The sequence below is a fragment of the Austwickia sp. genome (assembly GCA_016699675.1).
Lineage (GTDB): Bacteria > Actinomycetota > Actinomycetes > Actinomycetales > Dermatophilaceae > Austwickia.
Genome location: CP064985.1, coordinates 3,921,295 through 3,946,558, shown reverse-complemented (window position 1 = coordinate 3,946,558; position 25,264 = coordinate 3,921,295). Strand labels below are relative to the sequence as shown.

Annotated in this window: 21 protein-coding genes; 12 read left to right on the top strand and 9 right to left on the bottom strand. The window is 71.0% G+C overall.

The genetic code is table 11. The annotated features are described in order from the left end of the window. Positions 1-7 precede the first annotated feature (7 nt). The 3 genes from IPK37_18025 to IPK37_18015 all read right to left on the bottom strand — a co-directional run bounded on the left by IPK37_18025 (position 8) and on the right by IPK37_18015 (position 4,005). Entirely contained in the window at positions 8-1,732 is a 1,725-nt protein-coding gene (locus tag IPK37_18025; protein QQS00669.1) for a branched-chain amino acid ABC transporter permease, read from the bottom strand. Then, positions 1,729-2,652 carry a branched-chain amino acid ABC transporter permease gene (locus IPK37_18020; protein ID QQS00668.1) on the bottom strand — a complete coding sequence of 308 codons (924 nt, stop codon included), beginning with the start codon at positions 2,650-2,652 and terminating at the stop codon, positions 1,729-1,731. Before IPK37_18020 ends, IPK37_18025 begins: the two co-directional genes overlap by 4 nt. A 120-nt stretch (positions 2,653-2,772) precedes the next feature. Next, positions 2,773-4,005, bottom strand: coding sequence for a branched-chain amino acid ABC transporter substrate-binding protein (locus IPK37_18015; protein QQS00667.1), 1,233 nt, complete (start codon positions 4,003-4,005; stop codon positions 2,773-2,775). Between the two features lie 287 nt (positions 4,006-4,292). Between IPK37_18015 and uvrC the strand changes: the two genes are divergently transcribed. From uvrC to IPK37_17970, 9 genes are all read left to right on the top strand, one after another. Beyond that, positions 4,293-6,251, top strand: coding sequence for an excinuclease ABC subunit UvrC (gene uvrC, locus IPK37_18010; protein ID QQS00666.1), 1,959 nt, complete (start codon positions 4,293-4,295; stop codon positions 6,249-6,251). A 278-nt stretch (positions 6,252-6,529) separates the two neighbouring features. Next, positions 6,530-7,363 (top strand): RNase adapter RapZ, encoded by an 834-nt coding sequence (gene rapZ, locus IPK37_18005; protein QQS02993.1) that lies wholly within the window; start codon positions 6,530-6,532, stop codon positions 7,361-7,363. Further along, entirely contained in the window at positions 7,347-8,309 is a 963-nt protein-coding gene (gene yvcK, locus IPK37_18000) for a uridine diphosphate-N-acetylglucosamine-binding protein YvcK (protein QQS02992.1), read from the top strand. The genes rapZ and yvcK overlap by 17 nt, the downstream gene beginning before the upstream one ends. Positions 8,310-8,429: 120 nt before the next feature. Next, entirely contained in the window at positions 8,430-9,410 is a 981-nt protein-coding gene (gene whiA, locus IPK37_17995; protein ID QQS00665.1) for a DNA-binding protein WhiA, read from the top strand. A gap of 181 nt (positions 9,411-9,591) precedes the next feature. Then, positions 9,592-10,593, top strand: a complete 1,002-nt coding sequence (gene gap, locus IPK37_17990; protein ID QQS00664.1) for a type I glyceraldehyde-3-phosphate dehydrogenase — start codon at positions 9,592-9,594, stop codon at positions 10,591-10,593. Between the two features lie 108 nt (positions 10,594-10,701). Then, positions 10,702-11,910, top strand: a complete 1,209-nt coding sequence (locus tag IPK37_17985) for a phosphoglycerate kinase (protein QQS00663.1) — start codon at positions 10,702-10,704, stop codon at positions 11,908-11,910. Positions 11,911-11,914: 4 nt separating this feature from the next. Further along, the gene (locus tag IPK37_17980; GenBank protein QQS00662.1) at positions 11,915-12,706 is read left to right on the top strand and encodes a triose-phosphate isomerase; all 792 of its coding nucleotides are present in this window, start codon (positions 11,915-11,917) and stop codon (positions 12,704-12,706) included. Between the two features lie 333 nt (positions 12,707-13,039). Further along, positions 13,040-13,285 carry a preprotein translocase subunit SecG gene (gene secG, locus IPK37_17975; GenBank protein QQS00661.1) on the top strand — a complete coding sequence of 82 codons (246 nt, stop codon included), beginning with the start codon at positions 13,040-13,042 and terminating at the stop codon, positions 13,283-13,285. Between the two features lie 48 nt (positions 13,286-13,333). Further along, positions 13,334-13,684: an RNA polymerase-binding protein RbpA gene (locus IPK37_17970; protein QQS00660.1), complete on the top strand. Its 351-nt coding sequence runs from the start codon at positions 13,334-13,336 to the stop codon at positions 13,682-13,684. A 3-nt stretch (positions 13,685-13,687) separates the two neighbouring features. Here the strand turns inward: IPK37_17970 and IPK37_17965 are convergent, their stop codons facing one another. The 4 genes from IPK37_17965 to IPK37_17950 are packed head-to-tail and all read right to left on the bottom strand — an operon-like array spanning position 13,688 to position 19,659. Next, positions 13,688-14,830 (bottom strand): glucose-6-phosphate dehydrogenase assembly protein OpcA, encoded by a 1,143-nt coding sequence (locus tag IPK37_17965; protein ID QQS00659.1) that lies wholly within the window; start codon positions 14,828-14,830, stop codon positions 13,688-13,690. Next, entirely contained in the window at positions 14,827-16,371 is a 1,545-nt protein-coding gene (locus IPK37_17960; protein ID QQS00658.1) for a glucose-6-phosphate dehydrogenase, read from the bottom strand. The genes IPK37_17965 and IPK37_17960 overlap by 4 nt, the downstream gene beginning before the upstream one ends. Next, a complete protein-coding gene (gene tal, locus IPK37_17955) occupies positions 16,368-17,486 on the bottom strand; it encodes a transaldolase (protein ID QQS00657.1) in 1,119 nt (372 codons plus the stop codon). Before tal ends, IPK37_17960 begins: the two co-directional genes overlap by 4 nt. Position 17,487: 1 nt before the next feature. After that, complete coding sequence (locus IPK37_17950) at positions 17,488-19,659, bottom strand: transketolase (protein QQS00656.1); 2,172 nt, start codon at positions 19,657-19,659, stop codon at positions 17,488-17,490. Between the two features lie 342 nt (positions 19,660-20,001). Here IPK37_17950 and IPK37_17945 point away from each other — a divergent pair, with 342 nt between their 5' ends. After that, a complete protein-coding gene (locus IPK37_17945; GenBank protein ID QQS02991.1) occupies positions 20,002-20,949 on the top strand; it encodes a protoheme IX farnesyltransferase in 948 nt (315 codons plus the stop codon). A gap of 59 nt (positions 20,950-21,008) precedes the next feature. On the opposite strand, the gene IPK37_17940 is transcribed toward IPK37_17945, so the two are convergent. Together IPK37_17940 and IPK37_17935 are read right to left on the bottom strand one after the other, a co-directional pair. Then, the gene (locus IPK37_17940; GenBank protein QQS00655.1) at positions 21,009-22,025 is read right to left on the bottom strand and encodes a potassium channel protein; all 1,017 of its coding nucleotides are present in this window, start codon (positions 22,023-22,025) and stop codon (positions 21,009-21,011) included. 34 nt (positions 22,026-22,059) lie between these two features. Beyond that, positions 22,060-23,028, bottom strand: a complete 969-nt coding sequence (locus IPK37_17935) for a heme A synthase (protein QQS00654.1) — start codon at positions 23,026-23,028, stop codon at positions 22,060-22,062. A 294-nt stretch (positions 23,029-23,322) separates the two neighbouring features. On the opposite strand from IPK37_17935, the gene IPK37_17930 reads away from it, so the two are divergent. Beyond that, positions 23,323-24,102 carry an electron transfer flavoprotein subunit beta/FixA family protein gene (locus IPK37_17930; GenBank protein ID QQS00653.1) on the top strand — a complete coding sequence of 260 codons (780 nt, stop codon included), beginning with the start codon at positions 23,323-23,325 and terminating at the stop codon, positions 24,100-24,102. Between the two features lie 47 nt (positions 24,103-24,149). Next, a complete protein-coding gene (locus IPK37_17925; GenBank protein QQS00652.1) occupies positions 24,150-25,112 on the top strand; it encodes an electron transfer flavoprotein subunit alpha/FixB family protein in 963 nt (320 codons plus the stop codon). Positions 25,113-25,264: the final 152 nt, after the last annotated feature.

The window sequence follows — 25,264 nt, the reverse complement described above, 5'->3', positions numbered from 1 at the left end:
GCGTGACTCACTTGACCTCCTCCATGTGCACGTGCTCGACTCGTTCGGCCAGCTCGGTGTCGTCTTCGTGGAACTCCAGCTTGCGCCGCTTGCTGGCGACCAGACCCTCGGGGCGGAAGCGCATCATCAGCACCAGCAGCACGCCGAAGAGCAGCAGCCGGTTCTCCGAGAAGAAGCGCAGCTTCTCCGGGAGCAGCTTCAAGATCACGGCCCCGACCAGGACGCCGCCCACGGTGCCCATGCCGCCGAGGACGACGGCGGCCAGCAGGAACGCCGACTCCAGGAACTGGTAGGAGTCCGGGGACACCGCGGTGTCCGCGTGCGCCTTGATGGTGCCGGCCAGGCCGGCCAGGAACGCGCCGCCCGCGAAGGCGAAGAGCTTCAGCCCGAAGACGTTGACGCCCATCGCCTCGGCGGCCTTCTCGTCCTCCCGGATGGCCACCCAGCCGCGGCCGATGCGGCTGTTGTTGAGGCGGGTGAACACCAGAATGATGAACGCGATCAGCAGCAACAGCAGAAGGTAATAGTTCGCCATCCGGGTGATCGCGAACCCGGCGATCGTGTGCGTCTCGCCGAAGTCGAAGCCGAAGAGGTTCAGCTCGGGGATCGCGTTGATGCCGTTCGGGCCCCGGGTGAGGTTGGGGCCGTTGTTGCCGTCCAGGTTGAACATCGACAGCCGGAAGATCTCACCAAAGGCGAGCGTGACGATGGCCAGGTAGTCGCCGGACACCCGCAGCGTCGGGGACCCGATGATCAGGCCCAACGTCGCCGAGATGCACGCGCCCAGGAGGACGACGAGCAGGAACGGCGGCTTGACCCCGATCGTGGCGAACGCCGACTCGGACAGGGCCGCCCCGACATAGGCGCCCGCGCCCAGGAAGGCGATGTACCCGAGGTCGAGCAGCCCGGCGAGGCCGACCACGATGTTCAGGCCCATCGCCGTCGCGGCGAAGATCAGCACGTTCGTGGCGATCGCCATGTTGGCGTCGGACCCGTTCTGGGTCAGCGGGAACATCATGGCCGCCACCATCGAGGCGGTCAGCAGGACGGTGCGGTGGTGGGCGAAGATGATGCTCAACCAGTCGAAGACGCCGCCGCCCGACATGCCAGCGGCCAGTGCCCCGACGAACGCGAGGAAGACCACCAGCAGGGCGCCGTCCTGGAGATCCAGCCCGTACGCCGCACCGAAGAGCAACGCCGCGACGAAGCCCACCACGATGAGGATCTCGACCACCGCGGGGAAGCGGTGGTGCTCCTGGATGACGTGCTGGTCCGCCGGCAGCCAACGGGCCCCCGCCCACAGCAGCACGGCGCCGGCGAGGGCGACCCAGGCGCCCGGGTCGAGCGCTGCGAAGCGTGCCTTGTCCTGGACCACGATCGCGAGCATGACCACCACGACGAAGGCGATGATCCCGGCGCTGAGCCGCCGCAGGCCGCTCTGCCGCCCGAACAGCCGGCGCCACCGGTCGGCGCGCGGGAGCCGCAACACGAGCTGGATGACGGCGTACGCCGCGAGCGCCAGCAGCAGCACCTGGGTGGGCGAGGGGAACCCGTAGACCGTCAGGTCATCGAGAAGGCTGGGGTTGTAGGTCCAGGACAGGAACGCGCTCGCGACGAGCAGCGCGATTCCGGCGGCACCGATCAGGATCGCGGGCCGGCTGCTGCGCACCGTGGCGCCGTCATCCGGGGCGGTGCGGCGCAGCCGTTGCCGCAGCGGGGGAATGTCGCTCATGCCCGATCCACCACCCGAGCGCCCATGATCCCCTGCGGCCGGAACACCAGCACGAGAATCAGCAGCGCGAACGCGACGACGTCCTTCCACGGCCCCGCGCCGAGGTAGATGCCGATCGACTCGACCACCCCCAGCGTGAGCCCGCCGACCACGGCGCCGGCGACGTTCCCGATGCCGCCGAGGACCGCGGCCGTGAACGCCTTCAGGCCCGCCATAAAGCCCATCCGGAACTCGATGTTGCCGTTCTGCAGGCCCTGCGCCACGCCGGCGATCGCGGCCAGGGCCGCACCCACGGCGAAGGCGATGACGATGACCTTGTCCACGTCGATGCCCATCAGCCGCGCGGTGTCCGGGTCCTGCGAGACGGCCTGCATCGCCCGGCCCTGCCGGGTCGTGTTGATGAACCACCACAGGAACGCCGCGGACAGCACCAGCGCGCCCATCGTGAAGAGCGCGGGCCGCTGGAAGGTGACCCCGCCGACGACGAAGGGCGACCCGGTGAAGCCCTCCACGGCCGGGAAGGGGATGTTCTGCTTGGCGTCGGGAAGCCCGGGGATGCGGCCGTAGTAGAGCCGCACGATCTCCTGCAGGAAGATCGAGATGCCGATGGCGGTGATCAGCGGGGCCAGCCGCGGGGCGTGCCGCAGCGGCCGGTAGGCGACCCGCTCCATCAGCACCGCCGTCGCGACCGCGGCCACCATGCCGCCGAGGATCATGACCAGCAGCACCCACCAGGCGGTGGTGTCCTTGAAGAGCACGATGTACGTCGTGAGGGCGCCGAAGGCGCCGATCATGAAGACCTCGCCGTGGGCGAAGTTGATGAGCTGCACGATGCCGTAGACGACGGTGTAACCGACGGCGATCAATGCGTAGAGCGAGCCGAGGGTGAGCCCGTTCACGAGCTGCTGGACGAGTTCCACGCAACTCCTTCCTGACGTGCCGTGCCCTTCTGGGGCCGTGCAGGTGGATGGGGCGCCACTGGCGCCCGACTGGGGCGGCGAGGATTCCTCGCCGCCCCAGTCAGCGCGATCGCTGGCGAACTACTTCGCCACTTCGCCGGTCTTGTCGTCCTTCCAGGCCCCGTCCGTCACCTTGTAGACGGTGAGGGTGCGGGTGGTGCTGTCGCCGTACTGGTCGAAGGCGACCTTGCCGCTGACGCCGTCGAAGGAGGCCTTGCCGATGGCGTCGATGGTGGCCTTGCGGGCCTCCTTCGCGCTCTTCGCGTCCTTCAGGCTGACCTTGAGCCCCTCGATGATGGCCTTGGCCGCGTCGTACGCGTAGGCGCCGTACGCCGACGGCTCCTCCTTGTAGTTGCCCTTCTTGTACGCGTCCAGGAACTCCTGACCCTTGGCCATCTTGGCGATCGGCGCGCCGACCGAGGTGGCCAGGTCGCCGGTCGACTGGGCGCCGGCCAGCTTGATGTACTGCGGGTCGTAGATGCCGTCGCCGCCCATCAGCGGCACTGCGAGACCGGCCGCCTTCATCTGCTGCGACAGCGGCCCGGCCTGCGGGTACTCGCCGCCGTAATAGACCGCCTTCGGCGCGGCGGCCTTCACCTTGCTGATCGCCGCCGAGTAGTTGGCATCGTCCGGGTTGATCGTCTCGGCCGCGACGACCTTGCCGCCCTTGGCGGCGAAGTCCTTGGCGAAGGCATCGACGAGGCCCTGGCCGTAGGTCTTCTTGTCGTGGATCGTGGCGACGCTGGTGATGCCCTTCTCGATCAGGTATTGCGCCGCGAACGGACCCTGGACGTCGTCGGTGGTGCAGGTGCGGAAGTAGTTGGGGTAGAGCCGCTTGGGTGCCGTCAGGTCCGGGCCCTTCGTCAGGCTGGGGTTGGTGTTCGCGGGGGAGATCATCGCGATGTTCGCGGTGTTGAGGACCGGCTGCACGGGGCCGGCGACGCTGGAGTTCAGCGTGCCCACGACGCCCACGACGTTGTCGCTGGAGGCCATCGCCGACGCGGCGTTCTTGCCGGGCTCGGGCTTGCCCTCGTCGTCCTTGGCGTCGAGCTCCAGGGTCCAGCCCGGAATCGTCTTGGCCTCGTTGGCCTGCTTGATCGCCAGGTCAACGGAGTTCTTCATGCCGAGGCCCATGGCGGACAGGCCACCGGAGAGGGGCGCGATGAGGCCGATGACGGCCTTCTTGTCCGCACCGGAGCCGCTTCCACCCGTCGCTGAGCTCCCGGTCTCGGAACGGGAGCCACAGCCGGCGAGGCCGACCACCGTGGCGAGAACGGTGACGCCGACACCGGCGCGCACGAACGAGTTCTTCATCGATCCTCCTGGGAAGGCGTCCCGGGCCGTCGCGACCCGTCGGGCCGACCGGTCGGTCGGCGGACTGCAGTGCGCACGGAGACTAGATGATGTTTCGCCGATCACGGAAGTAGGCGCGACCTCATCGCGACGTTGCAGGTCAAAGACGTCTGTCCAACGGTTCCAGGACCGGGCGAGCGGTCGGCCGCCTGCGCCGTACGGTCGAGTAGGTTCGCCCCGCACCCGGCCCCCGAGAGCGTTCGGGCCGGTCCGCGGGTTGTCGGCGGGTACGCCGTACGCTGAGCCGCGTGGCCGACCCCTCGACGTACCGCCCCCGGCCGGGCGAAATCCCCACCGAGCCAGGGGTCTACCGCTTCCGGGACGCCCACGGCCGGGTCATCTACGTCGGCAAGGCGAAGAGCCTGCGGCAGCGGCTCTCGTCGTACTTCCAGGACGTCGCCGGCCTGCACCCGCGCACGCAGACGATGGTGCGCACCGGCGCGAGCGTCGAGTGGACCGTCGTGGCGACGGAGGTCGAGGCGCTCCAGCTGGAATACAGCTGGATCAAGGAGTTCGAGCCGCGGTTCAACGTCAAGTACCGCGACGACAAGTCCTACCCGTACCTGGCCGTGACCATGGCCGAGGAGTTCCCCCGCGCCCAGGTGCTGCGCGGGGCCAAGAGGGCAGGGACCCGCTACTTCGGGCCTTATGCGCACGCCTGGGCCATCCGGGAGACCCTCGACCAGCTCCTCCGGGTCTTCCCCGTGCGCACCTGCAGCAAGGGCGTCTTCCACCGGGCCGGGCTGTCGGGCCGCCCCTGCCTGCTCGGCTACATCGACAAGTGCAGCGCGCCGTGCGTCGGCCGCGTCGACGCCGACGCGCACCGGGCGATCGCCGAGGAGCTGTGCGACTTCCTCGCGGGCAACACGGGTCGGTTCGTCAAGCGGCTGGAGGCGCAGATGCGCGCGGCGGCCGCGGAGCTCGACTTCGAGACCGCGGCCCGGCTCCGCGACGACCTCGGTGCGCTGGAGCGCGCCCTGGAGCGGTCCGCGGTGGTGCTTGCCGACGCCACCGACGCCGACGTGTTCGGGATGGCCAGCGACGAGCTCGAGGTGGCCGTGCAGGTCTTCCACGTGCGCGGCGGCCGCGTCCGCGGTCAGCGCGGTTGGGTCAGCGAGCGGGAGTCCGCCGACGACGCGGACCTCGTGCAGCAGCTCCTTATGCAGGTCTACGCGGCGGAGTCGGCCGAGGGCGTGCCGCGGGAGGTGCTGGTGCCGACGCTGCCGGCGGACTGCGAGGCCGTCGCCGCGCTGCTGTCGGAGGTACGTCGGGCGCGGGTGTCGGTCCGGGTGCCCCAGCGGGGCGACAAGCGCGCCCTGGCCGAGACGGTCACCCGCAACGCCCAGCAGGCGCTGGCGCGGCACAAGGTGGCCCGGGCCGGCGACCTCACCGCGCGCGGCCAGGCCCTCGCCGACCTGCAGGAGGCCCTGGGCCTGGCGGAGGCGCCGCTGCGGATCGAGTGCTTCGACGTCAGCCACGTGCAGGGCACCAACGTCGTGGCCTCGATGGTGGTGTTCGAGGACGGCCTGCCGCGCAAGGGCGAATACCGCCGCTTCGCGGTCCGCGGCGAGGCCGAGACCGGCGCCACCGACGACACGGCGGCCATGCACGAGGTGCTCACCCGGCGCTTCCGGCGGCACGTGGCCGAGGCGTCGAGCTCGGCGGGCCCCGACGTACCGGCCGGGATCGACCCCGAGACCGGCAAGGCACGACGGTTCGCCTACGCCCCCCAGCTCGTGGTCGTCGACGGCGGGCTGCCCCAGGTCAACGCGGCGCAGGCGGCGCTGGACGCGCTCGGCGTCACCGACGTGGCGCTGGTGGGGCTCGCCAAGCGGCTCGAAGAGGTGTGGCTGCCGGGGGAGGAGTTCCCCGTCATCCTGCCGCGCGGCAGCGACGCGCTGTTCCTGCTGCAGCGGATCCGGGACGAGGCGCACCGGTTCGCGATCACGTTCCATCGGCAGCGCCGGAGCAAGGCCATGACGACGAGCGCCCTGGACACGATCCCCGGGCTCGGCCCCGCCCGACGGGCGGCGCTGCTCAAGGCGTTCGGGTCGGTCAAGGCGATCCGGGCGGCGGACCCGGACGAGCTGGCCGCCGTGCCCGGCATCGGTCCCGCGCTGGCGCGCACCATCGCCGACCGGCTGGCCGCCGGCGCGGCACAGGTCGCACCGGCCGTCAACGTGACGACCGGTGAGATCCTGGACTAGGCCGGATCCGGGCGCGGGGACGACACAATGACCACAGGATGACCACAGGACGACCACGAACCGGAGGGCTCGAGGCGATGAGCGAGGGCGGCGAGGGGCTGGGAGGCACCCCGGCGGGGTTCGCCGGCGGTGCCGGGCTCGGCGGATCAGGCCTGGCCGGCCCGGGGCTGGGCGGCCCCGGACCGAGCGGACTGCGGCCGGGCGGGCTCGGGCCCGGCGGGCCGGACGAGCGCGACGCGGACGGTGAGGGAGACTTCCAGGTCGCGATCCTCACCGGGATGAGCGGGGCCGGCCGGTCGACGGCGGCGCACGCGCTGGAGGACCTCGGCTGGTACCTCGTGGACAACCTGCCCGCCTCGATGCTGCCGCAGCTCGCGCAGCTCGCCTCCGCCCCCGCGTCGAACGTCACCCGCCTGGCCGCCGTCGTCGACGCGCGGTCGCGTGGCTTCTTCGACGCCTTCCGCGGGGCCCTGGCCCAGCTGCGGGCGATGGGCCTGCGGCCGCGGGTCATCTTCATCGACGCCAACGACGAGTCGCTGGTCCGCCGCTTCGAGAGCGTGCGCCGCCCGCACCCGCTGCAGGGGGACGGACGGCTCCTCGACGGCATCCAGGCCGAACGCAAGAAGCTGGCGGATCTGCGCTCCGACGCGGACCTCGTCGTGGACACCTCCGGCCTCAACGTGCACCAGCTCTCCGCCAAGGTCCGCGACATCGCCAACGAGGGCGCCCCGACGACCCGGCTGCGGATCGCGATCGTCTCCTTCGGGTTCAAATACGGCCTGCCGCTGGATGCCGACCTCGTCTTCGACATGCGCTTCCTGCCCAACCCGTACTGGATCCCCGAGCTGCGCAATCAGACCGGCCGGGACGAGGGCGTCGCCTCGTACGTGCTCGGGCAGCCGGGCGCACTGGAGTTCGTCGAGCGATTGGTGAGCCTCATGGAGCCGATGCTGGAGGGGTACCTGCGCGAGGGGCGGCGCTACATCACCGTCGCGATCGGCTGCACCGGTGGCAAGCACCGCTCGGTCGCCATCTCGGAGCGGCTGGCGCACCGCCTGCACACGCCGGAGGTCGCGACGATCCTCTTCCACCGGGATCTCGGGCGGGAGTGAGGTGAGCGCGCACCGGCCGACGGTCGTCGCGCTCGGCGGGGGACATGGTCTGGCGGCCTCGTTGGCCGCGCTGCGGCACCTGTCGGACCAGATCACGGCGGTCGTCACCGTGGCCGACGATGGCGGATCGAGCGGGCGGCTGCGCCGCGAGTACGACGTCCTGCCGCCCGGTGACCTGCGGATGGCCCTCGCGGCGTTGTGCGACGACTCGCAGTGGGGGTTGCTGTGGAGCGACGTGCTGCAACACCGCTTCGCCGGCCCCGGACCCCTGGGCGGGCACGCGGTGGGCAACCTGCTGATCGTCGCGCTGTGGGAGCTGCTCGGCGACACGGTCGAGGGGCTCGACGTCGTGCGCCGGCTCCTGGGGGCGCGGGGTCGGGTGCTGCCGATGGCGGCCGTCCCGTTGCACATCTCCGCGCTGGTCCGCGGCCTCGACCCGCACGACCCGGAGTCGATCTGCGAGGTGTTCGGGCAGGCCCAGGTGGCAACCACCGCGGGTGAGGTGCTGGAGGTGCGGCTGGACCCGGCGGATCCGCCGGCCCACCCCGAGACGGTCCGGGCGGTCCGCGAGGCCGACTGGGTGGTCCTCGGCCCGGGGTCGTGGTTCACCTCGGTGATGCCGCACCTGCTCGTGCCGGAGCTGGCGGTGGCGCTGGCGGAGACGAAGGCCCGCCGGTTGCTCACGCTCAACGTGCAGATGCAGACCACGGAGACGATGGGCTTCACGGCGGCGCGCCACCTGGACGTGCTCGCCCACCATGCGCCCCAGTTCCACCTGGACGTCGTGCTGGCCGACCCGGGCGTCGTCGACGACCGGGATCGCGTCGAGGCGGCGGCGGCGCAACTGGGCGCGGAGCTCGTGGTGGCGAGCGTGGTCGCCCCGGACCGGCCCAAGGTGCACGACGTGCTGCGCCTGGCTGCGGCGTACCGCGACGTCTTTTCCTGACCACCCCCTCCGCGAACGTCGACGCTGACCAGGACCGACGCGAAGTTGGACACTCGTTCGATGTGCCGGGGCGCCGTCGGCCGGTCGGAAGCACTCCGCGCCAGTGGCACTATTTACGCCATGGCCATGACCGCGAACGTCAAGGACGAGCTCAGTCGGCTGCCGGTGACCAAGCCGTGTTGCCGCAAAGCGGAGGTCTCCGCGTCCTTGCGACTCGCCGGCGGGCTGCACCTGGTGGCCGGCCGGATCGTGGTCGAGGCCGAGCTGGACACCGCCTCGGCGGCCCGCCGGCTGCGGCGCGACATCACCGAGGTCTACGGGCACGCGACCGAGCTGATGGTCGTCTCGGAGGCGGGGATTCGCAAGGGCAGCCGGTACGTCGTGCGGGTCGAGCAGAACGGCGAGGACCTGGCCCGGCAGACCGGGCTGGTCGATCTGCGCGGGCGTCCGGTCCGGGGCCTGCCGCCGCGGGTCGTCAACGGCGCGGTGTGTGACGCGGAGGCCGCCTGGCGGGGCGCCTTCCTCGCGCACGGCTCGCTGACCGAGCCGGGCCGATCGAGTTCGCTGGAGGTGACCTGCCCGGGGCCGGAGGCGGCGTTGGCGCTGGTGGGGGCCGCGCGGCGGCTGAGCATCCAGGCCAAGGCGCGCGAGGTGCGCGGGGTGGATCGGGTGGTCATCCGGGACGGCGACGCGATCAGCGCCATGCTCACCAGAGTCGGCGCGCACGACGCGGTGCTGGCCTGGGAGGAGCGGCGTATGCGCCGCGAGGTCCGGGCGACGGCGAACCGCCTGGCCAACTTCGACGACGCCAACCTGCGGCGGTCGGCGCGGGCTGCGGTCACCGCCGGCGCCCGGGTGGCGCGGGCCCTGGAGATCCTCGGCGAGGAGATCCCCGAGCACCTGCGCGAGGCCGGTCAGCTGCGGCTGGACCACAAGCAGGCCAGCCTGGAGGAACTCGGCGCTCTGGCCCAGCCGCCGATGACCAAGGACGCCGTGGCCGGGCGGATCCGGCGGCTGCTCGCGATGGCCGACAAGCGGGCCAGCGAGCTCGGCATCCCGAGCACCGAGGCCGGGCTGACCGAGGAGCTGCTGGAGGCCTGATCCGCGCCGCGGCGGGCCATTCGGCCAGATCCTTAGCTGCTATCAACACCGCGGACCCGCTAGGGTCGAATCGTCGTACGACGGCGTGCCGGCCCCTACCGCAAGCAGTGGCGTGACATCACCGCGTCCCGCGCGACTGGGGGCTCTCGCCACCGGTAAGCAACCCCAGGAAGGCAGCGTTGTGACTGTTCGCGTTGGCATTAATGGATTTGGCCGCATCGGCCGTAACTTCTTCCGGGCCGTCGCGGCCTCAGGTGCGGACATCGAGATCGTCGCGGTCAACGACCTCACCGACAACAAGACCCTCGCCCACCTCCTCAAGTACGACTCGATCCTCGGTCGTTTCCCGGGCGAGGTGACCTACGACGAGTCCTCGATCACCGCGAACGGCAAGAAGTTCGCCGCGTGGGCCGAGCGCGACCCGGCGAAGCTCGACTGGAAGGGCGTCGGCGCCGACATCGTCGTGGAGTCCACCGGCTTCTTCACGGACGCCACCAAGGCGAAGGCCCACATCGACGGCGGCGCCAAGAAGGTCATCATCTCCGCGCCGGCGAGCAACGAGGACATCACGATCGTCATGGGCGTCAACGACGACCTGTACGACGGCAGCCAGACGATCATCTCCAACGCCTCGTGCACCACGAACTGCCTCGCGCCGATGGCGAAGGCGCTCAACGACGGCCTCGGCATCGTCAAGGGCCTCATGACGACGATCCACGCCTACACGCAGGACCAGAACCTGCAGGACGCGCCGCACAAGGACCTGCGCCGCGCCCGCGCCGCTGCCCTCAACATCGTCCCCACCAGCACGGGTGCCGCCAAGGCCGTCGCGCTGGTGCTGCCGGAGCTCAAGGGCAAGCTGGACGGCTACGCGCTGCGCGTGCCGACACCGACCGGCTCGGCGACGGACCTGACCTTCGAGGCCGGCCGCGAGACGACCGTCGAAGAGGTCAACGCGATCGTCAAGAAGGCCGCCGAGGGCCCCATGAAGGGCAAGCTCGTCTACACCGAGGACCCGATCGTCTCCAAGGACATCGAGACCGACCCGGCGTCCTGCATCTTCGACTCGGGCCTGACCAAGGTCATCGGCAACCAGGTCAAGGTCGTCGGCTGGTACGACAACGAGTGGGGCTACAGCAACCGCCTCGCGGACCTGTGCGTCCTCGTGGGCAGCAAGCTCTGATCGAGCCCAGCACCCCAACGTGATCGATCCCGTGCGTCGGGTGGCCCGCCCGGCCGCCCGACGTACGGGCTTTTCTTGCGCCCATTCGCGACTCGACAGGAGCCCCCTATGAAGACGGTCGACGATCTCGTCCGCGACGACCTGCACGGCAAGAAGGTCCTGGTCCGCAGCGACCTCAACGTCCCCCTCGACGCCGACAAGAACATCACCGACGACGGCCGCTTGCGCGCCTCAGTCCCCACGATCAAGGCCCTCACCGGCGCGGGCGCGGCGGTCATCGTCGTCGCGCACCTGGGTCGCCCGAAGGGCGCGCCGGAGGAGAAGTACTCCCTGGCTCCCGTCGTCGCCCGGTTCTCCGAGCTGCTCGGCACGGACGTGAAGTTCGCCTCTGACACGGTCGGGGAGTCCGCCCAGGGCGTCGTGGCCGGCCTGGCCGACGGTGAGGTGGCGCTGCTGGAGAACCTGCGCTTCAACGCGGGCGAGACCAGCAAGGACGAGGCCGAGCGCGGCGCCTTCGCCGACCAGCTCGCGGCCTTCGCCGACTACTACGTCTCCGACGGCTTCGGCGTCGTGCACCGCAAGCAGGCGAGCGTGTACGACGTCGCCACCAAGCTCCCGCACTACGCCGGCGGCCTGGTCGGCGCCGAGGTCGATGTGCTCAAGCGGCTCACGCAGGACCCGCAGCGGCCGTACGCCGTGGTCCTGGGCGGCGCCAAGGTGGCCGACAAGTTGGCCGTCATCGAGAACCTCATGAAGACGGCGGACCGCCTGCTCATCGGCGGCGGCATGGCCTACACGTTCCTCAAGGCGCAGGGCTACGAGGTCGGCAAGTCGCTGCTCGACGAGACGATGATCGACACCTGCAAGGGCTTCCTCGAGCAGGCCCAGGCCAAGGGCGTCGAGCTGGTCCTGCCCGTCGACACCGTCATCGCGCCCAGCTTCGGCACGGACGGCCCGATCTCCACGGTCGGCGTCGACGCGATCCCCGCCGACATGATGGGCCTGGACATCGGCCCGGAAAGCGGCAAGCTCTTCGCCAGCAAGATCACCGACTGCAAGACGGTGTTCTGGAACGGCCCGATGGGCGCGTTCGAGATGGCGCCGTACGCCGCGGGCACGAAGGCCGTCGCGCAGGCCCTGGTCGACGCGACCGCCGACGGGGCGCTCACCGTGGTCGGCGGCGGCGACTCCGCGGCCGCCGTACGGCAGTTGGGCTACACCGACGACCAGTTCGGGCACATCTCCACTGGTGGCGGCGCGAGCCTGGAATACCTGGAGGGCAAGACCCTCCCCGGCATCGACATCCTGGGAGCCTGAGCAGATGAGCAACCGCATCCCGCTGATGGCGGGCAACTGGAAGATGAACCTCGATCACCTGCAGGCGACGCACCTGGTGCAGAAGCTGGACTGGACGCTCAAGGACGCCAAGCACGATTACGGCGCGGTCGAGGTCGCGGTCTGCCCGCCGTTCACCGACCTGCGCACCGTGCAGACCCTGGTCGAGGGCGACGGCCTGAGCCTGCGGTACGGAGCCCAGGACATCAGCCAGCACGACGAGGGCGCCTACACCGGTGAGATCTCGGGCCCGATGCTGAGCAAGCTCGGCTGCACGTACGTGATCATCGGGCACAGCGAGCGGCGCGAGTACCACCAGGAGTCGGACGAGCTGCTCAACGCCAAGGTCAAGGCGGCGTACAAGCACGGCCTGACCCCGATCCTGTGCTGCGGCGAGGGCCTGGACATCCGCAAGGCCGGCAACCAGGTGAGCCACGTGCTCGCCCAGATCGAGGCCGACTTCAAGGACATCCCGGTCGAGCAGGCCAAGTCGATCGTGGTCGCGTACGAGCCCATCTGGGCGATCGGCACCGGCGAGGTCGCCACCCCCGAGGACGCCCAGGAGGTCTGCGGGGCGATCCGCGGGAAGCTGGCCGAACTCTACGACCAGGCCACGGCCGACGGCATCCGGATCCTGTACGGCGGCTCGGTCAAGGGCGACAACGTCGCGGCGATCATGGCGCAGCCCGACGTCGACGGCGCGCTCGTCGGCGGCGCGTCCCTGAAGCCCGAGGACTTCGGCACGATCTGCCGGTTCCGGGAGCAGTCGGCGAGCTGACCCGGGCTGAGTCGAGTCGGCGAGCCGACCCGGCGTCACCACGGCGCCCCTCCGGTGGTTCATTTCCGTCACCATGGTGATGGTTTTCGACCGCCAGGGGGGCGCCGTGGTCATGTCCGAGCAATTCGTGAGCAGCCCGTGAGCCCCGCGCGCTGCGGGAGCGTGTCGGACGTCCGACGCGCTCGGGATTCATGGTTCCGTCAGGTACGATCGAGGCTGCTCCAGGAGCCATCGGCTCGCGTTTCCCGCAGATTCCCGCAGATCCAGGCCCCGTAGACCCGCACCTCGACGTCTGCGGACCTGGCAGCCCAGACCCAGACAAGGTGACCTCACGTGGACGTACTGAAGATCGTGTTGGACGTCTTCCTGATCCTGGGCGGCCTGTTCCTCGTCCTGCTGATCCTCATGCACAAGGGCAAGGGCGGCGGGATGTCCGACATGTTCGGCGGCGGGTTCTCGAGCACGATGGGTGGTTCGTCGGTGGCCGAGCGCAACCTCAACCGCATCACCGTCACGGTGGCGCTGGGGTGGACCGCTTGCATCGTCGGACTGCAGCTCCTCGAGCGGTTCCACGGCTGAACCCCCTGTCCCGGCAACGGCGCCGGGCCGTACAAGGAGGAATGCCCCATGGTGGGTGCGAACGCGATTCGTGGTAGTCGAGTCGGTGCGGGACCGATGGGGGAGGCGGAGCGCGGGGAGGCTGCCCCCCGGGTGACGATCTCCTACTGGTGCGCCAACGGGCACGAAACCAGCCCCAGCTTCGCGGTGGACGCCAGCGTCGGCGTACCGGAATTCTGGGACTGCCCCCGGTGCGGCTTCCCCGCCGGTCAGGACCCGGCCAACCCGCCTGCGCAGATGCGCATCGAGCCCTACAAGACCCACCTGGCCTACGTCAAAGAGCGGCGCACCGACGCCGACGGCGAGGCCATTCTCGCCGAAGCGCTGTCCGCACTCCGAGAGCGTGGCCTCGTCGTCTGAGCGTCAGGCCTTCTCGCCGCGGCGCTTCGCCTGCACCCGCTCGCGCTGCTCGCCCCGGCGACGGCGTACGGCCTCTTCCGACGCCGCCTGCGGCGGCGCCTCGCGTTCCACCATGACGGCGCTGCCCTGGCCCGCGGTGGCCCGCCGGATCTGCTCGGAGATGGTGCGTGCCTCGGCGAGCGACGGGGCGTGGCCGGCGTCCACGGCGTCGGTGACGGTCATGAGCGCCTCGCCCGTGAGCAGCGGCAATCCCTTGCGCAGGGTCTCCTCGTAGACCTCGTCCGGGTCGAGTCGGGCGAGTTCGTCGGAGAGGCACTCCTCGTCGGTACGCCGAGCGAGGGCCAGGCGCCGGACCGGCTGACCGGGGTGCGCCAGGATCGCGATGAGCCCGTCCGGGCGGACCAGGTCGATCGGCCCCGAGGGGCGGTCCAGCCGGACGGAGAGCAGGCCGCTGCCCGCCGGGGCGCGCCCGCGCACCACCGGGCAGCCGAGCTTGCTGCCGAGCCAGCCGGCCAGTAGGTCGGTGGAGCCGGAGTCCAACCCGCCGCACACGGTCACGCGGGTGACCGACTCGAACGGGGGTTGTTCCAGGGCGGCGGCCAGAATGCCGCGCCACTTCGTCGTCCGGGTCCACACCAGGTCGGTGTCGCCGGGCGCGTAGACGGCCGCCCGGGCGGCCACGGCCTTCGCCGGATCCGGCGCGTGCTCGGCGTCGGTGATGCGCCGCTGGGCCAGCGCCCCCACGGGGTCCGCCGCCGGGTTGTCCGGGGCGCCGTACGGCCACCACGCGACGATGGGGGAGTCGGGCAGCAGCAGCGGCAACACGACGGACTCGGCGTGCGCCACGAGTCCCCCGGACAGGCGCAGCACGATGATCTCGGAGGCGCCGGCGTCACCGCCCAGGCGGATCTCGGCGTCGATCTGGGCCTCGCCCCGGTCGGTGCCCTCGACGATGGCGACGATGCGGCTGGGGTGCTGGTACGTCGCGCGGGTCGCCACCGTGAGCGCCTGGTCGGCGTGCGCGGCGTCGACGAGGACGACCAGCGTGAGGACCCGGGACAACGCCATCGCGCCCGCCGCGTCCCGCAGGTCGCGCAGCTTCGCGGCGACGGCGCCGACGGACGTGCTGGGCAGGTCGACGATCATGGCATCCTCCAAACCCGGCCGTCCCGGGCGAGCATCTCGTGGGCGCTGCTGGGCCCCCAGTGCCCGGCCGGGTACTCCTCCGGCGCCTTTCCCGAACGGGCCCACGCCGCCGTGACCGGGTCGAGAATCCGCCAGGACAGCTCGACCTCCTCGTGCCGGGGGAAGAGCGGCGGATCGCCCAGCAGCACGTCGAGGATCAGCCGCTCGTAGGCCTCCGGGCTGGACTCGGTGAACGCGCGGCCGTAACCGAAGTCCATCGTCACGTCCCGGACCTCCATCTGCGCGCCGGGCACCTTCGCCCCGAAGCGCATGGTCACGCCCTCGTCGGGCTGCACCCGGATGACGATGGCGTTCTGGCCGAGCTCCTCCGTCTCGTTCTCCGTGAACGGCAGGTGCGGCGCCGGCTTGAAGACCACGGCGATCTCCGTGACGCGCTTGGCCAGACGTTTGCCGGTGCGCAGGTAGAACGGCACCCCGGCCCAGCGGCGCGTCTGCACGAGCAGCTTGAGGGCCGCGAACGTCTCGGTGGTGGAGGTGGGGGAGACCCCCTGCTCCTGGGCGTAGCCCTGGACCTCCTCCCCGGCCTGCCAGCCGGCGGCGTACCGGCCGCGGGCCGTGCACTTGCTCACCGGACCGGCCAGGGTGACCGCGGAGAGCACCTTCTCCTTCTCGGCCCGCAGGTGATCGGCCCCGAAGGAGACCGGCTCCTCCATCGCGGTCAGCGCCAGCAGCTGGAGAAGGTGGTTCTGGATCACGTCGCGGGCGGCGCCGATCCCGTCGTAATACCCGGCGCGCCCGGCGATGCCGATGTCCTCGGCCATCGTGATCTGCACGTGGTCGATGTGGCTGCCGTTCCAGATGGGCTCGAACAGCTCGTTGGCGAAGCGGAGCGCCAGCAGGTTCTGCACGGTCTCCTTGCCGAGGTAGTGGTCGATGCGGAACACGGAGTCCGCCGGGAACACGCTCTCGACGATGTCGTTGAGCTCCCGGGCGCTGGCCAGGTCGTGCCCGAAGGGCTTCTCGATGACGACCCGACGCCAGGCGTCCCCCTTGCCCTCCGCGAGCCCGGAGCGCTGCAGCTGGCGGCAGACCGGACCGAAGAAGCCCGGCGGGATCGACAGGTAGAACGCGTGGTTGCCGCCGGTGCCCCGCTGCTCGTCCAGCAGGTGCACGGTGTCGACGAGCAGGTCGAACGCTGCGTCGTCGTCGAAGCTGCCGGGGACGAACCGGATCCCCTCGGCGAGCTGACCCCAAACCTCCTCCCGCCACGGGGTGCGGGCGTGCTCGCGGACGGCGTCGTACACCAGCTTGCCGAAGTCCTGATCCGCCCAGTCCCGGCGCGCGAAGCCCACCAGCGAGAACCCCGGTGGGAGCAGTCCCCGGTTGGCCAGGTCGTAGATGGCGGGCATGAGCTTCTTGCGGGCGAGGTCGCCGGTGACGCCGAACATCACCATGCCGCAGGGCCCGGCGATCCGGGGCAGCCGCTTGTCGCGGTGGTCGCGCAGCGGGTTGACCCCCTGGGCGACGCGCGCCGGACTCACGAACGGCTCGCCTTGCTCAGCTCGTCGCGGACGCTGCCCAGCAGCTCCCCCCAGGAGGCCTCGAACTTCTCCAGGCCCTCCTTCTCCAGCAGTTCGACGACCTCGGTGTAGCTCACCCCGAGCCGCTCCAGATCATCGAGCTGCGCGGTGGCCTGCTCGTACGTGCCCGTCACCGTGTCGCCGTGGATCTGGCCGTGGTCGGCGACCGCCTCGAGGGTCTTGCCGGGCATCGTGTTCACGGTCAGGGGCGCGACCAGCTCGGTGACGTACATCGTGTCCGGGTACGCCGGGTCCTTGACCCCGGTGGAGGCCCAGAGCGGCCGTTGCTTGTGCGCGCCGTCGTCGGCGAGGTTGGCCCAGCGCGGCGTGGCGAAGGTCTCCTCGAAGGCCTGATACGCCAGCCGCGCATTGGCGATGGCGGCCTTGCCGCGCATCGCCGCGGCCTCGGGCGTGCCGATCGCGTCCAGCCGCTTGTCGATCTCCGTATCGACCCTGCTGACGAAGAACGAGGCCACCGAGTGGATGGTGGACAGGTCGCGGCCGTGTTCGCGGGCCTGCTCCAGGCCGGTGAGATAGGCGTTGAGCACGCCCCGGTAGCGGTCCAGGGAGAAGATCAACGTCACGTTGACGTTGATGCCCTCCTCGATCGCGGTGGCGATCGCCGGCAGGCCCTCCACCGTCGCCGGGATCTTGACCATCACGTTCGGCCGGTCGACCGTGGCCCACAGACGGCGGGCCATCTCGATCGTCGCGGTGGTGTCGCGGGCCAGCCGCGGGTCGACCTCGATGGAGACGCGGCCGTCCTGGCCGCCGGTCGCGTCGTACACCGGCCGCAGCACGTCGCACGCAGACCGTACGTCGTCCGTGGTGATCGCAAAGACGGCCGCATCCACGTCCGCCCCGGCGCCGGCGAGCTGCGCCACCTGGTCGGCGTAGGCCTCGCCCTTGCTCAGGGCGGCGGCGAAGATCGTGGGGTTGGTCGTCACGCCGACCACGCCGCGGTCCGTGAGGAGCTTCTCCAGGTCGCCGCTGCTGATCATGGACCGGCTCAGGTCGTCGAGCCAGACCGAGACGCCGTTCTGGGCGAGTGCGTCGAGGTTCGGGTTGGTCGCCATGTCAGTCGCCTTTCACCGTGCGGATGGTCTGGTGGGCCGCCGCGACGACGTTGTCTGCGGTGAATCCGAACTCCTTCATGAGGACCGAGCCGGATCCCGACTCCCCGAAGTGGTCGATCCCGACGACGACGCCGGCGTCGCCGACGTAGGTCCGCCACAGGCGCGGTTCGGCGGCCTCGACCGCCACGCGCGCCCGCACCGAGGGCGGCAGGACCTGCTCGCGGTAGGCGGCGTCCTGCGCCTCGAACCACTCCCAGCACGGCATCGATACCACCCGCGCCTTGACCCCCTCGGCGACGAGCTGCTCGTACGCGCCCACGGCGTGCTGCACCTCCGAGCCCGTCGCCAGGAGGATCACGTCGGGCTTGCCGTCGGGTGCGGCACAGGCGAGCACGTAGGCCCCCCGCGCGGTGCCCTCGGCCGAGGCGTACGTCGTGCGGTCCAGCACCGGCAGCGCCTGGCGGGACAGGATCAGACCCTTGGGGTCCTCCCACGAGGTGAGGATGGTCCGCCACGCCACCGCGGTCTCGTTGGCGTCCGCGGGCCGCACCACCTGCAGGTTCGGGATGAGGCGCAGGCTGGGAATCTGCTCGATCGGCTGATGGGTGGGGCCGTCCTCGCCGAGCCCGACCGAGTCGTGGGTCCACACGAAGACGACCGGGACCCGCTGCAGCGCCGCCAGCCGCACGGCCGGTCGCATGTAGTCCGAGAAGGTGAGGAACGTGCCGCCGTACGGCCTGGTCAGCCCCTCCAGGGCGATCCCGTTGAGGATCATGCCCATGGCGTTCTCGCGGATGCCGAAGTGCAGCGTCCGCCCGTATTCGTTGCCGGGGAACATCTTGGTCTGGTGCTCGGCGGGCACGAAGCTCGGCTCGCCCTCCATCGTCGTGTTGTTGGAGTCGGCCAGGTCGGCCGAGCCGCCCCACAGTTCCGGCATGACGTCCTTGAGCGCCGTGAGCACCTTGCCGGAGGCCGCCCGCGTCGCCATGCCCTTGTCGGCGTCGGCGGGGAACGTGGGGATGGCGGCCGCCAGGCCCTCCGGCGTCTGGTGATCGCGCACGCGGTCGAGCAGCGCGGCGCGCTCGGGGTTGGCGGCGCGCCAGGCGTCGTACGCCTGCTGCCACTCCTGGTGGGCAGCCGCGCCCCGCTGCGCTACCCCGCCTCGGGTGTGGGCCAGCACGGCGGGGTCGACCTCGAAGGTCTGCTCCGGGTCGAAGCCCAGGAGCGTCTTGATCGCCTTGACCTCGTCCTCGCCGAGGGCCGCACCGTGCGACTTGCCGGTGTCCTGCAGCGTCGGCGCGGGCCAGGCGATGATCGTGTCGAGGATGACGATCGTGGGCTTGTCGGTCACGGCCCGGCCGGCCTCGATGGCGGCGGCCAGGGCGTCGATGTCTTCGACGTACGCCGCCTCGCCGGTGCCCGCGGACCCCTCCGCCGGCCGCCACGAGACGTGCTGGACGTCCCAGCCGTACGCGGCGAACCGACCGGCGACGTCCTCGCTGTAGGCGATGTCCGTGCGGTCCTCGATCGAGATCTTGTTGGCGTCGTAGATCAGGGTGAGGTTGCCGAGCTTCTGGTGGCCCGCGAGCGAGCAGGCCTCGCTCGCCACCCCCTCCTGCAGACAGCCGTCGCCGGCGATCACGTAGATGTGATGGTCGAACGGGCTGGTGCCCGCCGGCGCCTCGGGGTCGAAGAGCCCCCGCTGGCGGCGCTGGGCCATGGCCATGCCGACCGCGCTCGCCAGGCCGGAGCCGAGGGGCCCGGTGGTCACCTCGACGCCGGTGGTGTGGTGCACCTCCGGGTGCCCGGGCGTCTTGGACTTGAAGGTGCGCAGGGCCTCCAGATCGGCCAGCTCGAGGCCGATGCCGGCCAGGTAGAGCTGCACGTATTGCGTCAGGCTCGCGTGCCCGTTGGACAGCACGAAGCGATCCCGGCCCAGCCACTGCGGGTCGGCCGGGTCCAGGCGCATGATCTGCTGATAGAGCAGGTACGCCACGGGGGCCAGGCTCATCGCCGTGCCCGGGTGGCCGTTGCCGGTCTTCTGTACGGCGTCGGCGGCGAGGACTCGCGCGGTGTCCACCGCCCGGACGTCGAGATCGGTCCATCCCACGGCGGCGACCACCGGGGACGGGAGCGAGGCGTCTCGCTGGGTTGCGGCAGCGGGCTCGGACACGGGGAACTCCTTTATTCGTCCTGTGACGGGCCGGGTGACACGGACCGTTACACCTCTGCGAGCTTAACCAGCCCCCCCGACGGCGCACCTCCGGTGGCTCGGTGTGGCCACCCGGGCCTGCGACCGTTCGTCGCACCGCCGCCGATTCGAGCGGACAATTGGTCGACCGTCCCGACGACCCTGTCGAATCGCCGTCCACCTCCAGGACCGCTCGTCGGGTTCGCCCGTAGACTGGGCGGGCGTCTCTCCGAGCACAGGGGAGGGGTGCATCCAGGTCGCGGGTGGGGACGCCCACCCGACGTACCTCCTCATCGGCGTTCCCCGAAGGACGATGTGACCGCGCTGCAACCCCGCCGCCACACTGCCGACCGCGCGACCGAGGCGCCGTCGGCCACCTTCGGCGACTACATGTCACTGATCAAGCCGCGGATCATCGAGCTGCTGCTCGTGACGACGTTCCCGGTGATGTTCCTCGCCGATCGCGGCGTCCCGGCCCCCGGGCTGATCCTCGCCACCCTGCTCGGCGGCACCCTGTCCGCGGCCAGCGCCAACATCCTCAACTGCTACCTCGACCGCGACATCGACCGGCTCATGCACCGCACCGAGAACCGGCCGCTCGTCACCGGCGCGATCTCCCCGCAGCGCGCGCTCGCGCTCGGCATCGTGGTCGGTATCGCCTCGACCCTGGTCCTCGGCCTGCTGGTCAACTGGCTCTCGGCCGCGCTGTCGCTGGGCGCCATCGCGCTGTACGTCGTCTTCTACACGATCCTGCTCAAGCGCCGCACCGCCCAGAACATCGTCTGGGGCGGGGCGGCCGGCTGCATGCCGGTGCTGATCGGCTGGTCCGCCGTGACCAACTCGCTGTCCTGGGCGCCGGTGATCCTCTTCCTCGTCGTGTTCTTCTGGACGCCCCCGCACTATTGGCCGCTGTCGATGCGCTTCAAGGACGACTACGCCGCGGCGGGCGTGCCGATGCTCCCCGTGGTCGCGCAGGACGTGGCGGTGGCCCGGCGGATCGTCGCGTATGCCTGGGCGACCGTGCTCACCTCGCTCGCCCTCATCCCCGTGGCCCCGATGGGATGGCTGTACGTCGGGTGCGCGGTGGTCTCCGGTGTCGTGTTCCTGCTGGAGTCCTACCGGCTGCTGGCCCGCGCCAAGGATCCCGAGAACACCACGCTCACGGCGTTGAAGCCGATGCGCCTGTTCCACTACTCGATCAGCTATCTCACCCTGGTGTTCGTGGCCGTCGCGGTGGATCCGCTGGTCTACCTGCCGCTGCCCGGTCGCTGAGCCGGCCCGCGCACGGGCCGCTTGCCCGGCCCGCGAGCTCAGGGCGGCCGGGAGCGGCTTCAGCTCGCTCGGGTGGGGCTCGCGTCGGCCACGCCACCGGCCGCGGCAAGCCGGGAGAGCTGTTCTTGGCTGCCGAAGGCGATCAGCACGCTGCCGGGGGCGACCAGCACGTCCGGTCCGGGCGTGGCGGTGAAGCTCGGGGCGCCGGGGTGGCGGATCGCCAACAGCAGGCACCCGATGGTGTGCTGCAGATCGAGGGAGCCGACCGTCCGGCCGGCCAGCAGCGAGCCGGGCCTGACGTCCACCTGCTGAATCCGGTACTCGAACTCCTCGTCGTGCATGACCACGTCCATGAACTGGGTGGCGGCCGGCGCGAGCGCGAACGACGCGAGCCGCCGGCCGCCGATGCGCTGCGGATTCACGGCGCGGTCGGCTCCGGCCAGCACCATCTTGGTCTTGGAGTCGTCGGTCCGCGCTCGGGCCACGATCACCAGGTCGGGCCGGAGCGCCCGCGCGGAGAGGACGACGTACACGGAGTCGGCGTCGGTCTCCAGGGCGGCGACGAGGGCGCGGGCGCGCTCGATGCCGGCCTCCTTGAGGACGTCGTCGGTGGTCACGTCGCCGACGACGTACGGCACGTCGACGCCCTGCAGCTTGGCGGGGTCGTGGTCGACGATCACGACCCGCTCGCCGGTGGCCCGCAGCTGGTCCACGGCGGCCCGGCCGACGCGGCCGTAGCCGCAGACGATCACGTGGTCCGACTTGGCGGCGATGCGCTGGTCCATGCGGCGCCTTTCCAGGTAGCTGGGCAGGTCCCCGTGGGTCAGGGCCTCCAGGAGCACGGTGAGGTTGTAGAGGCAGGTCCCGACGCCCACCACGATGAGGACGATGGTGAACACCTCGCCGGCGGTGGTGAGGGGCCGCACCTCGCGGAAGCCGACCGTCGCGATGGTGGTGACCGTTTGATACACGGCCTCCATCGGCGTGAAACCCAGAACCAGGTAGCCGATGGTGCCGAAGACGGTGACCACCAGCAGGGCGCCGAGCGCGGTCGTGATGCGGCGGAGGCTGTTCACGTCGACCGGGCCGAGGTGGCGGGCGTCATGCAGGTCAGTGTGCCGCCTGGGCCTCGCGTCGTGGGGCTGGGGCGGGCTCGCGCGTGGCGAGGACGCCGAAGGTCACCACGGCCGTCAGGACGGCCGAGATCGCCATGTGCACGGCGACCAGTCCGATGGGCAGCCCGAGGAAGTACTGCGCGTAGCCGATCGCGCCCTCGACCAGGGACAGGTGCAGCGCGGCCGTCCACCACCGTCGATAGGACGCGGCCACCCCGGGCGAGCGGCGGATGAGCACCGCGATGACCACCAGGGTCGCGACGAACAGCCACACCGCCCCGGAATGCAGGCGCGAGGTCGTGACCGGGTCGAATCCGAACCGCACCGGCTCGTCGGCGTCGCCGGAGTGCGGCCCCGAGCCGGTCACCGCGGTGCCGAGGACCACCAGGACCGCGAAGGCCGCGGCGGCGAGCAGTGCGAGGCGCCGAAGCAGCGCCGGTACGGCGGGGCTGGTGGGCGCCCCGCCCTCGTCGTACCGCACCAGCAGCCACGCCGAGAAGGCGACCAGCGCGATCGAGAGCAGGAAGTGCGGGGAGACCGTCCGGGGGTCCAGCTTGGCCAGCACGATGATCCCGCCGACGACGGCCTGCGCCACGATGCCGAGGAGGGGGACGGCGGCCCACCAGGCGAAGGACCGATCCGGGCCGCGCCGGGTGCGCATCGCCCGCCGGATCGCCTCCACCAGCACCCAGATCGCGGCCGCGGCGAGCACGAACGTCATCAGCCGGTTGCCGAACTCGACGAATACGTGCCAGCCCTGCTCCTGCTGGGCCACCGGCGTGAACGAGCCCGGGGTGCACTGCGGCCAGGTCGGGCACCCGAGCCCCGATCCCGTCAGCCGGACGAGGCCACCCGTGACGATGATCACACCCTGCAGAATGAGATTGGCAATGAGCGCAATTCGGAGCCGGTCCCTCGTCGCCGGCGGGGCAGGGGCGGTTACGACAGTGGTCACGGGCCTCATGCTACGGGGCGACCACCAGCGGGCCGAGCGGGCCGGCCGAGCAGCGCGGGTGGCCGCTGGGTCACCGGTGATGACGTGCCCGTCAGCGGCGCCTCTCGCGGCTACCTCGGTAGTGGCGGCGAATGATACTCACCAGTCACTTTTTTGACCACCTGCGGCGATGCGTGAGTCGGGCCACATTTGGCCCGTCGGGACTTGCGGCCCCTTCCAGGCCGGGCGTCACAGGCACTAGTGTCCTGAATCACACAGCCCTGAAAACGTCATATGCAGCGCCGTTGCCGGAGTAGGTGTCCCATGAAGATCGTTGTCCTTGTCAAGTACGTCCCCGAACCTTCCGCCACATGGAAGTTCGCGCCCGACCTCACGCTGGATCGGGCAGCGGTCGAGGGACGCCTCAGCGAACTCGACGAATATGCGGTCGAGCAGGCCGTGCGTCTCGTCGAGTCCGGTGCCGACGCCACCATCACCTACCTGACGGTGGGACCGGCTCGCGCAGTGGACGGGCTCCGCAAGGCGCTCGCCATCGGCGGCACCGATGCGGTCCACGTCGTCGACGACGCGATCCACGGATCGTGCGCCGTGGCCACCTCCCGGGTGCTGGCCGCCGCGCTGGAGAAGATCGGCTACGACCTCGTCCTCACCGGCATGGCCTCGACCGACGCCGAGATGTCCGTGATGCCGGCCATGCTGGCCGAGCGGCTGGGGATCAACCAGGCGACGTTCGCCGGCGACCTCCAGGTGGCCGACGGCGCGGTGACCATCCGCCGCGAGACCGACGCCGAGACGCTCACCGCCACGACGAAGCTGCCGGCCATCGTCAGCGTCACCGACCAGACGCCCGAGGCCCGCTACCCCGCGTTCAAGGCCATCATGGGCGCCAAGAAGAAGCCCGTGACCACGATGTCCCTCGCCGACCTGGGGCTGGACCCGGCGTCCGTCGGCAGCGGCGCGGCGACCACGCAGGTGCTCTCGCTGGCCCCGGCTCCCGCGCGTGCCGCGGGAACGATCGTCACCGACGACGGCACCGGCGGCGAGCAGATCGTCGCCTTCCTCGGCGCCCGCGGCCTCGTCTGAGCCGTTCGCCCGCCTCCCCGACCCCCGAGATTTTGCAGGAGAGATCGATGTCCCAGGTTCTTGTTCTCGCCGAGGCGGCGCCGACCGGCGTCCGCAAGGCGTGCTTGGAGTTGCTCACCATGGCGCGCGAGCTCGGCGAGCCCGCCGCCGTGCTCGTGGGCGATGCCCCCGAGGCGGCCGTGGCCCAGCTGACGGAATACGGCGCCGCCACCATTTACCACGTGGCCGGCAGCGAGCGGAGCGACTACCTGTCGGTGCCCGTCGCCCGGGCGCTCGAGGCGGTCGTCGCGCAGGCCCAGCCGATCGCGGTCCTCCTGGTGAGCGGCCCGGAGGGCAAGGACGTGGCGGCCCGGCTGGCGGTCAAGCTGGAGTCGGGCCTCGTGACCGACGCCATCGCCCTGGAACTCGACGGTGACGCCGTCGTAGCCACCCAGACCGTCGTCAACAACCAGTACGTGGCGAAGACCAAGATCACCCGCGGGCCCGCCATCGTCACGGTCCGGCCCAACTCGGTCAGCGCCGCGCCCGCCCCGGGTGCGGGCCAGCTGACCTCCGTGGATGCGACGTACGACGACGCCAGCAAGGCCACCGCGATCACCGGCCGCACGCCCAAGGGTTCGACGGGTCGCCCCGACCTGCTCGACGCCGGCGTGGTCATCACCGGCGGCCGCGGCGTGGGTTCCGAGGAGGGCATGGAGCTCATCGGGCAGGTCGCCGACGCCCTCGGCGGGGCGGTCGGCGCGACCCGTGCGGTCACCGACCTCAAGTGGGCCCCGCACGACCTGCAGATCGGCCAGACCGGCAAGACCGTCGCCCCGAGCCTCTACCTGGCCGCCGGGGTCTCCGGCTCCATCCAGCACCGGGCCGGCATGCAGTCCAGCAAGACCATCGTCGCGGTGAACAAGGACCCCAAGGCCCCGATCTTCCAGGTCGCCGACCTGGGCGTCGTCGGTGACCTGCACAAGGTCCTGCCCGCCGTGCTGGAGCAGGTCAAGACCGTTCGCGGCTGACCTGACCGCCCGGCACCCCAGCCCATCGCCGTCGCGGCCGGGCGGCGGTCATCCGCCGCCCGGCCGTCCGGTTCCCCCCGACCTCTCCGGCGCTTGACGCGCCCCGACGTCACCTCGAACACCGTCTGCGCAGCGGTGGGAAGAAGTCGCCC